Raw genomic sequence first — 7,638 nt, forward strand, 5'->3', positions numbered from 1 at the left:
CTCGCCGGCTGGCAAAAACAGCTTAGATCATCAGGCAGTACGAATAATTTCTATCGATGTGGGGGCCGATGTGACCCTTCGTCGCATTACTAAATATTTCTTTCATCACTGCGCCACGCTGGCGAAATGACGTCAAGGATCAGCAAACGCCGATCACAGCGGGCTCAACGCCAAACAAGGTTGAGTCGCATTTATTTACTTATCCCTTCACCCTAGGAAACGTTACGTGCTTATGACAAATCGATCATTCACACCGTGACCCGCATTCGTTAGAACTGGTCTCAGGCCGCTTCGCAATGAGGCGGCACCTTCAGCCCGCCACGCCGGCAGCGGGCGCACACCGGCAGAAAGACTCTGCCCGGCCTCGGAGAGGCCGACGGGACATTACAGTCAACAAGTGAGGGCAACACCCTATGAGAAGACTTAAGCGTGATCCGTTGGAAAGAGCATATTCACGTGGCTACCAATACGGGGTCACCGGCAAATCCCGCGAACTTTGCCCCTTCAATCTTCCTTCAGTTCGCCAAGCCTGGATTAACGGCTGGCGCGAAGGTCGCGGTGATAACTGGGACGGAATGACTGGCACCGCTGGCATCCATAGACTCAACGAAAATCACGCCGTTGGCTGATCGAGGACACTGAATTCGAGTTACCATGCACGCCCCATCCGGGCGGCGGGCTACGGCCCAGGGGCCCCTAGATGGGGCCCTTTTTTATGCCTGTGTTTTATACCCGCGGCATGGCGGCGATGGCATCCACCGCCTCACGAATCAGCGCCGGCCCCTTGTAGATGAAGCCAGAGTAAATCTGCACCAGGCTCGCCCCTGCAGCGATTTTCTGTGCCGCATGCTGCCCTTCGGTGATGCCGCCGGCGGCGATGATCGGCATTTTGCCGCCCAGCTCACCGGCCAGCACCTTGACGATGTGGGTGCTCTTTTCCAGCACCGGCGCACCCGACAAGCCACCCGCTTCACCACCATGCGGCAGGCTTTCGACGCCTTCACGGCCCATCGTGGTGTTAGTGGCGATCACCGCATCCATGCCCGATTCCACCAGCGTTGCCGCCACCAGCGCGGTTTCTTCATCGCTCATGTCCGGCGCGATCTTGATCGCCAGGGGCACACGCTTGCCATGCTCGCCGGCCAACTGTTCACGGCGCTCGGCCAGCGCATCGAGCAGTTGCTTGAGCGAATCGCCGAACTGAAGGCTGCGCAGGCCCGGGGTATTCGGCGAGCTGATGTTGACGGTGATGTAGCTGGCCTCGGTGTACACCTTGTTCAGGCAGATCAGGTAATCGTCGACCGCGCGCTCGACCGGGGTGTCGAAGTTCTTGCCGATGTTGATGCCCAGCACGCCGTCGTAACGCGAGGCCCGTACCCGCTGCAGCAGATGATCGACGCCCAGGTTGTTGAAGCCCATGCGGTTGATGATCGCTGTCGCTTCCGGCAGGCGGAACAAGCGCGGCTTGGGGTTGCCCGGTTGCGGGCGCGGCGTCACGGTGCCGATTTCGACGAAGCCGAAGCCCAGCTGGGCAAAGCCATCGATGGCCGCACCATTCTTGTCCAGGCCCGCGGCCAGGCCCACCGGGTTGGCGAAGTTCAAACCCATCACCGTCACCGGCAACGCCGCTGGCTGCTTGCACAACGCGCCGTTGAGCCCGAGGCGGCCACCGGCGCCGATCAGGTCCAGGGACAGGTCATGGGAGGTTTCCGGGGAAAGCTTGAACAGCAGCTGGCGGGCCAGGGTATACATGGGCGGGCAAGACTCGGGGTGAGTGAGGGGGCGATTATAGCCAGCACGCGCTCGCCATGACAGGGCCTTGGCACATGCGTTGCAACATCGCCTGCACACTGCCTATTCAGTACAGGCGAGGATCTTCGTGAATACATCAGCCCTGGCATGGGTCAACGGCAGCGACACGCCGGAAAAACCCAGCCTCGACATCGGCTTCATGGCCCTGACCGACTGCGCATCGGTGGTGGTTGCCGCCACCCAAGGCTTCGCCCAACAACACGGCCTGACCTTGAACCTCAAGCGCCAGGGCTCGTGGGCTGGCTTGCGCGACAAGCTGGCCAGTGGCGAGCTGGATGCCGCCCATTGCCTGTACGGCCTGGTCTACGCGGTGCACCTGGGCATCGGCGGCGTGCCGGCCAACGACATGGCCGTGCTCATGGGCCTGAACCAGAACGCCCAGGCACTCAACCTGTCCCCGGCCCTGCAGCGCAAAGGCGTGACCAGCCCCGAGGCACTGGCGCGCCTGGTGCACCAGCATGGCGCACGCCTGACCTTCGCCCAGACCTTCCCCACCGGCACCCATGCCATGTGGTTGTACTACTGGCTGGCCAGCCAGGGCATTCACCCCTTGCACGATGTCGACAGCGTGGTGGTGCCACCCGCCCAGATGGCTGCGCACATTCAGGCCGGCCGCATCGACGGTTTCTGCGTCGGCGAACCCTGGGCCGCCGCGGCGGTGGCGCAGGGCCAGGGCTTCACCCTGGCCACCAGCCAGTCGATCTGGCCCGATCACCCAGAGAAGGTACTGGCCTGTGCCCGCACATTCGTCGAGCAGTACCCCAACAGCGCCCGGGCACTGGTCAAGGCCGTCCTCGCCGCCAGCCGCTTCATCGAGCAGAGCCAGGAGAACCGCCGCAGCACCGCGCAGCTGCTTGGTGGCCGCGCTTACCTGGATACACCCGTGGAAAACATCGAACCGCGCTTGCTCGGCGCCTACCAGGACGGCCTCGGCAACCAGTGGCAGGACACGCACCCCCTGCACCTGTTCGACCAGGGCCGCGCCAACCTGCCCTACCTGTCCGACGGCATGTGGTTCATGACCCAGTTCCGCCGCTGGGGCTTGCTGCGCGACGACCCCGACTACCTCGGCGTAGCCCGCCAGGTCCAGCAACTGGCGTTGTACCGCGACGCCGCCGAAGCGCTCGGCGTGCCCTGCCCCGCCCAGCCCATGCGCAGCAGCCTGCTGATCGACGGCAGCCGCTGGGACGGCAGCAACCCGCACGGCTATGCCCGCAGCTTTCGCCTGCATGCCCTGGGCGATGCGCCCCATACCCGCGTCGGTTTGTGAGGGCCATCACCATGCTGCGCATCCTGCTGATCGAAGATACCCAGAAGAAGATCGGCCGCCTCAAGGCGGCTTTGAGCGAAGCCGGCTTCGAAGTGATCGAAGCGCCAGACCTGACCATCGACCTGCCCGCCTGCGTCGAAACGGTGCGGCCGGACGTGGTGCTGATCGATACCGAGTCACCCGACCGCGATGTGATGGAACAAGTGGTGATGGTCAGCCGTGACCAGCCACGGCCCATCGTGCTGTTTACCGACGAGCATGACCCGGCGGTGATGCGCCAGGCGATCCAGGCAGGCGTCAGTGCGTACATCGTCGAAGGCATTCACGCTGCCAGGCTGCAGCCGATCCTCGATGTCGCCATGGCCCGCTTCGAGAGCGACCAGGCCCTCAAGGCCCAGCTGCTGGCGCGCGACCAGCAAATGGCCGAGCGCAAGCGCATCGAACAGGCCAAGGGCTTGCTGATGAAAATGAAGGATTGCAACGAAGAACAGGCCTACACCCTGATGCGTCGCCAGGCCATGAGCCGGCAGCAGAAGCTGATCCAGGTGGCCGAGCAGATCATTGCCATGCACGAGATGCTGGGCTAGGGCTGCAGGCCCTATCGCCGGCAAGCCGGCTCCCACAAGAGCCAGTGCAGATTGATGAGTTGGCCCATCTCTTGCTGAAGATAATCCACCGGTAGCCAACGGCGGTTGCCCCACGTAATCCCGACAAAGACGTCGCTCTCCCCTCCACGCCAGTGGACCGGGTAGCGGCGTCTTTTTGTTTCCGTTGCATTGCCGAGTGAGGTGTTCGATGAGTACCAGCTTCTGGAAATCCGGGCATGTGCCCACGCTGTTCGCCGCGTTCCTGTATTTCGACCTGAGCTTCATGGTCTGGTACCTGCTTGGCCCCCTGGCGGTGCAGATTGCCACCGACCTGCAGCTCAGTACTCAGCAACGCGGCTTGATGGTGGCCACGCCGATTCTCGCGGGTGCCGTGCTGCGCTTTGTCATGGGCCTGCTGGTAGACCGTCTTTCACCCAAGACCGCCGGGCTGATCGGCCAGGTGATCGTCATCGTTGCGCTGGCCGGCGCCTGGTACCTGGGCGTGCACAGTTATGAGCAAGCGCTGCTGCTTGGCGTCTTCCTGGGCGTCGCCGGCGCTTCGTTTGCCGTTTCCCTGCCGCTCGCCTCGCAATGGTATCCGCCTCAGCACCAAGGCAAAGCCATGGGCATCGCCGGCGCGGGCAACTCCGGCACCGTCTTCGCGGCCCTGCTGGCCCCGGTGCTGGCCGCAGCGTTCGGCTGGAACAATGTGTTCGGCTTTGCCGTGATCCCGCTGCTGCTGACCCTGGTGCTGTTCGCCCTGCTCGCGCGCAATGCCCCGCAGCGGCCCAAACCCAAAGCCATGGCCGATTACCTCAAGGCCCTGGGCGATCGTGACAGCTGGTGGTTCATGTTCTTCTACAGCGTCACCTTCGGCGGCTTCATCGGCCTGGCCAGCGCCCTGCCCGGCTACTTCAGCGATCAGTACGGCCTGAGCCCGATCACCGCCGGCTACTACACCGCCGCCTGCGTCTTCGCCGGCAGCCTGATGCGCCCGCTCGGCGGCGCCCTGGCCGACCGCTTTGGCGGTATCCGCACCCTGCTGGGCATGTACAGCGTAGCGGCCATCTGCATCGCCGCCGTCGGTTTCAACCTGCCGAGCGCCGCCGCTGCCCTGGCCCTGTTCGTCAGCGCCATGCTCGGTCTGGGCGCCGGTAACGGCGCGGTATTCCAGCTGGTGCCGCAGCGCTTTCGCCAGGAAATCGGGGTGATGACCGGACTGATCGGCATGGCCGGTGGCATCGGTGGTTTCCTGCTCGCCGCGGGCCTTGGCACCATCAAGCAACATACCGGTGACTATCAAATGGGCCTGTGGTTGTTCGCCAGCCTCGGCCTGCTGGCCTGGTTCGGGTTGCATGGGGTCAAGCAGCGCTGGCGCACCACCTGGGGCTCGGCAGCGGTTACTGCGGCACGCGTCTGAGGCACGCCAATGAGCCTGCAGCTGAGTTTCGCCCAAGCCAGCGCCACCGGCCCGCGTGAGGAGAACCAGGACGCCCTGCGTCTGGTGACGCCGGCGCCGGAACTGGCCGCCAGCAAGGGCTATCTGTTCGCCCTCGCCGACGGCGTCAGCCAGTGCGCCGACGGCGGCCTGGCAGCCCGCGCCAGCCTGCAGGCGCTGGCCATGGACTACTACGCCACACCTGCCACCTGGGGCGTGGCGCAAGCCCTGGATCGCCTGTTGCTAGCCCAGAATCGCTGGCTGCGCGCCCAGGGCAGCCAGCCGCTGCTGACCACCCTCAGCGCCCTGGTGCTGCGCGGGCGCCGCTTCACCCTGGCGCATGTCGGTGACTGCCGCGTTTATCGCTGGCACAACGACCGCCTGCAGTGCCTGAGCGAGGACCACGTGTGGGACCAGCCCGGCATGCAGCACGTGCTCAAACGTGCGCTGGGACTGGACCAGCACCTGCTGGTCGATTACCTCGACGGTGAGCTGCAGGCGGGCGAGTGCTACCTGCTGCTCAGCGATGGCGTCTGGGCCAGCCTGGGCGACCCGCACATCCAGGCCGTGCTGCGTGATCAGCCCGACCTGCAGCTGGCTGCCGACACCTTGGTTGCCAGCGCCCACCTCAATGGCAGCCAGGATAATGCCAGCGCCTTGTTGGTACGGGTCGAGCAATTGGGCCCGGCCAACCTGGGCGACACCTTGGTGCAGCTGCAGCAGTGGCCACTGCCCGGCCCGCTGCGCGATGGCCAGGCGCTGGATGGCTGGCAGGTCGACACGCGCCTGGCACACAGCCGCCAGTCGCTGCTCTACCGGGTTCGCGACAGCCAAGGCCAGCCGTGGTTGCTGAAGACTTTGCCCGCAGAACGTGAGCATGAGCCGGGCGCGGCCCAAGCCTTGTTGCTCGAAGAATGGTTCCTGCGTCGGGTCGCCGGCCGCCACTTCCCCGAGCTGCATGCAGCCAGCCAGCGCCAGCACCTTTACTACGTCATGCGTGAACACAGCGGGCACACCCTCGCCGCCCAGCTCGGCGAACACGGCCCACTGCCTCTGGCCCAATGGCTGGAGGTGGCGCGCCAACTGCTGCAGGCCGTCGGCGTGCTGCACCGGCGCAACCTGCTGCACCGCGACATCAAGCCCGAGAACCTGCACCTGGGCGAAGACGGTCAGTTGCGCCTGCTGGACTTCGGCCTGGCGTACTGCCCGGGGCTGTCCACCGAGACCCCGCACACGCTGCCCGGCACGCCCTCGTATCTTGCGCCAGAAGCCTTCGAAGGCCTGCCGCCAAGCCCCCGACAAGACCTCTATGCGGCGGGTGTGACGCTCTATCGGCTGCTGACCGGGCATTACCCCTACGGTGAAGTCGAAGCCTTCCAGCGCCCGCGCTTTGGCCAGCCGGTGAATGCCTCGCGCTACCGGCCTGACTTGCCGGAATGGCTTCAACACAATCTGCAACAAGCCGTGGCAGCCGACCCCGCACAGCGCTTCGAAACAGCCGAGCAATGGTTGCTGTTGCTCGAACGCGGCGACCGCCAGGCGCCTGCCAGCCACCCTCGACCACTGCTCGAACGTGAGCCGCTCAAGGTCTGGCGCACCTTGGCCCTGTTGTCTCTGTTACTCAACCTGATTCTGCTGCTCAGCCTGCTGAAGGGCTGAACAGCGCATGCCGATGAGGAAAACCCTGATGAACGCGAAAGTCTGGCTGGTCGGTGCAGGCCCCGGTGATCCTGAATTGCTGACCCTGAAGGCCGTGCGCGCCTTGCAGCAGGCACAGGTGGTGATGATCGACGACCTGGTCAACCCCGCCGTACTGGAGCACTGCCCCAAAGCTCAGGTGATTGCCGTGGGCAAGCGTGGTGGCTGCCGTTCAACGCCCCAGGCCTTCATCCAGCGCCTGATGCTGCGCCATGCGCGCCAGGGGCGCTGCGTCGTGCGGCTCAAGGGTGGCGACCCCTGCATCTTCGGCCGTGGCGGTGAAGAGGCGGCGTGGCTGCAGGGGCATGGCATCGAGGTGGAGGTGGTCAACGGCATCACCGCCGGCCTGGCCGGGGCGACCCGGTGCGGCATCTCGCTGACCTCGCGCGGGGTCAGCCGCGGGGTGACACTGGTCACTGCGCACACTCAGGATGACAGCGAGCTGAACTGGGCCGCGTTGGCTCAAGGCGGGACCACGTTGGTGGTGTACATGGGCGTGGCGCGGTTGGCGCAGATCCGCCAAGGGCTGCTGGAGGGCGGCATGGCGCCGGGTACGTCGGTGGCGATGATCGAAAATGCGTCGCTGCCTGGGCAGCGCGAATGCAGGAGCGATGTGCGAGCGATGCTGGAGGATGCACGGGCGTTTGGATTGCGCAGCCCGGCGATTCTGGTGATTGGCGAGGTGGTAGCTGGGGAGCGGATGGTGCTTGAGGGGATGGCTGTTGCTGGATAGTGCTTCGGCTGCTCGGGCCCTATCGCCGGCAAGCCGGCTCCCACAGGTAATCCACTCAGCCTGAGGGCAATGGGGTACATGTGGGAGCCGGCTTGGCGGC

At 65.0% G+C, this 7,638-nt stretch carries 7 protein-coding genes; 6 read left to right on the forward strand and 1 reads right to left on the reverse strand.

The features are described 5' to 3' along the window. Positions 1-413 precede the first annotated feature (413 nt). Positions 414-629 carry a ribosome modulation factor gene (rmf, locus tag PMI38_RS26720; protein WP_003248687.1) on the forward strand — a complete coding sequence of 72 codons (216 nt, stop codon included), beginning with the start codon at positions 414-416 and terminating at the stop codon, positions 627-629. A gap of 97 nt (positions 630-726) precedes the next feature. On the opposite strand, the gene PMI38_RS18755 is transcribed toward rmf, so the two are convergent. Next, positions 727-1,752 (reverse strand): quinone-dependent dihydroorotate dehydrogenase, encoded by a 1,026-nt coding sequence (locus PMI38_RS18755; protein ID WP_008097200.1) that lies wholly within the window; start codon positions 1,750-1,752, stop codon positions 727-729. Positions 1,753-1,879: 127 nt separating this feature from the next. Between PMI38_RS18755 and PMI38_RS18760 the strand changes: the two genes are divergently transcribed. The 5 genes from PMI38_RS18760 (at position 1,880) to cobA (ending at position 7,538) form a co-directional block, all read left to right on the forward strand. After that, on the forward strand, positions 1,880-3,082 hold the full coding sequence (locus PMI38_RS18760) for a CmpA/NrtA family ABC transporter substrate-binding protein (protein WP_008097203.1): 1,203 nt from the start codon (positions 1,880-1,882) through the stop codon (positions 3,080-3,082). Positions 3,083-3,093: 11 nt separating this feature from the next. Next, a complete protein-coding gene (locus PMI38_RS18765; protein WP_008097205.1) occupies positions 3,094-3,669 on the forward strand; it encodes an ANTAR domain-containing response regulator in 576 nt (191 codons plus the stop codon). Between the two features lie 208 nt (positions 3,670-3,877). Then, positions 3,878-5,089, forward strand: coding sequence for a nitrate/nitrite transporter (locus tag PMI38_RS18770; RefSeq protein ID WP_008097207.1), 1,212 nt, complete (start codon positions 3,878-3,880; stop codon positions 5,087-5,089). Between the two features lie 9 nt (positions 5,090-5,098). Continuing rightward, positions 5,099-6,766, forward strand: a complete 1,668-nt coding sequence (locus tag PMI38_RS18775; protein WP_008097210.1) for a bifunctional protein-serine/threonine kinase/phosphatase — start codon at positions 5,099-5,101, stop codon at positions 6,764-6,766. A gap of 28 nt (positions 6,767-6,794) precedes the next feature. Next, entirely contained in the window at positions 6,795-7,538 is a 744-nt protein-coding gene (cobA, locus tag PMI38_RS18780) for a uroporphyrinogen-III C-methyltransferase (RefSeq protein WP_008097212.1), read from the forward strand. Positions 7,539-7,638: the final 100 nt, after the last annotated feature.

Origin of the sequence: Pseudomonas sp. GM84, from assembly GCF_000282535.1 — a bacterium.
Taxonomy (GTDB): Bacteria; Pseudomonadota; Gammaproteobacteria; order Pseudomonadales; family Pseudomonadaceae; genus Aquipseudomonas.

Coding starts and splice junctions, on each gene's coding strand:
- PMI38_RS18775 (WP_008097210.1), top strand. CDS start 5,099: ATGAGCCTGCAGCTGAGTTTCGCCCAAGCCAGCGCCACCGGCCCGCGT.
- PMI38_RS18770 (WP_008097207.1), top strand. CDS start 3,878: ATGAGTACCAGCTTCTGGAAATCCGGGCATGTGCCCACGCTGTTCGCC.
- rmf (WP_003248687.1), top strand. CDS start 414: ATGAGAAGACTTAAGCGTGATCCGTTGGAAAGAGCATATTCACGTGGC.
- cobA (WP_008097212.1), top strand. CDS start 6,795: ATGAACGCGAAAGTCTGGCTGGTCGGTGCAGGCCCCGGTGATCCTGAA.
- PMI38_RS18765 (WP_008097205.1), top strand. CDS start 3,094: ATGCTGCGCATCCTGCTGATCGAAGATACCCAGAAGAAGATCGGCCGC.
- PMI38_RS18755 (WP_008097200.1), bottom strand. CDS start 1,752: ATGTATACCCTGGCCCGCCAGCTGCTGTTCAAGCTTTCCCCGGAAACC.